Genomic DNA, 889 nt, shown 5'->3' with positions numbered 1-889 from the left:
TTGAGGAAGAGAAAGCCTTTCTTGCCCGTCATTTGAAGGCTGCAGAGGCAGGAGAATTTGTTACAATTGATGCCTTATTTCAGGCTTATAAAAAGGAGTTAGGTTCTTCCTACACACGTGATGACTTTTATCAACTCTTGAAGCGCCATGGTTGGCGAAATATTAGGCCACGTCCAGAACATCCCAAGAAAGCAGACTCTCAAACCATTGTCGCGTCTAAAAATAAAATCTCAATTCAAGAAGCTCAGAAAGCGCTTTAAAACCAGTAGGCATTTTCGTAAGGTTCGCTTGATGTACCAAGATGAGGCTGGTTTCGGTAGAATCAGTAAACTAGGATCTTGTTGGCCTCCAATGGGAGTAGGTCCACATGTCCATAGTCACTATATACGAGAATTTCGCTATTGTTATGGAGCTGTTGATGCCCATATTGGAAGATATCATGAATCAACTTCAAGATGTTATACAAGGACTGGAGAAGGAGGTGATAAAGTCCATCGTTAATCGGAGATGGACTAGAATGCTTTTTGAAAACAGATGAGTATTAGATTATGAAGCAGAGCTGGAAGACGCTGAGATTTTAGGAAAGTTTTGGAATAAGGAAGGTTACTATATTATAGTTTATAACAATGCTAAAAAAGCCCCTGAACTGTTCAAGGTAGAGTTCTCTGAGTGGAAGCGTATGCATATAGGGGAGACATATTAGACAGCGTTAGGGGGATACACTTACTTTTAAGTATCAAAAAAATGAGCACTTCCGTAATTGGAAATGCTTGTTTTTTGATATGTTTAGACTCTTATACTCAATGAAAATCAAAGAGCAAACTAGGAAACTAGCCGCAGGTTGTTCAAAGCACTGCTTTGAGGTTGTAGATAAGACTGACGAAGTCAG

Annotated in this window: 1 pseudogene; it reads left to right on the top strand. The window is 39.6% G+C overall.

What is annotated here, in order from left to right:
• Nucleotides 1-538: pseudogene (locus HT719_RS09980) on the top strand (winged helix-turn-helix domain-containing protein); the annotation flags it as partial.
• Nucleotides 539-889 lie beyond the last annotated feature (351 nt).

It is taken from the genome of Streptococcus sp. k-378, from assembly GCF_013277505.1.
In the GTDB taxonomy this organism is placed as follows: domain Bacteria; phylum Bacillota; class Bacilli; order Lactobacillales; family Streptococcaceae; genus Streptococcus; species Streptococcus pseudopneumoniae.
The sequence above is the reverse complement of the archived record's forward strand: the minus strand, read 5'-3'. Positions and strand labels throughout refer to the sequence as shown.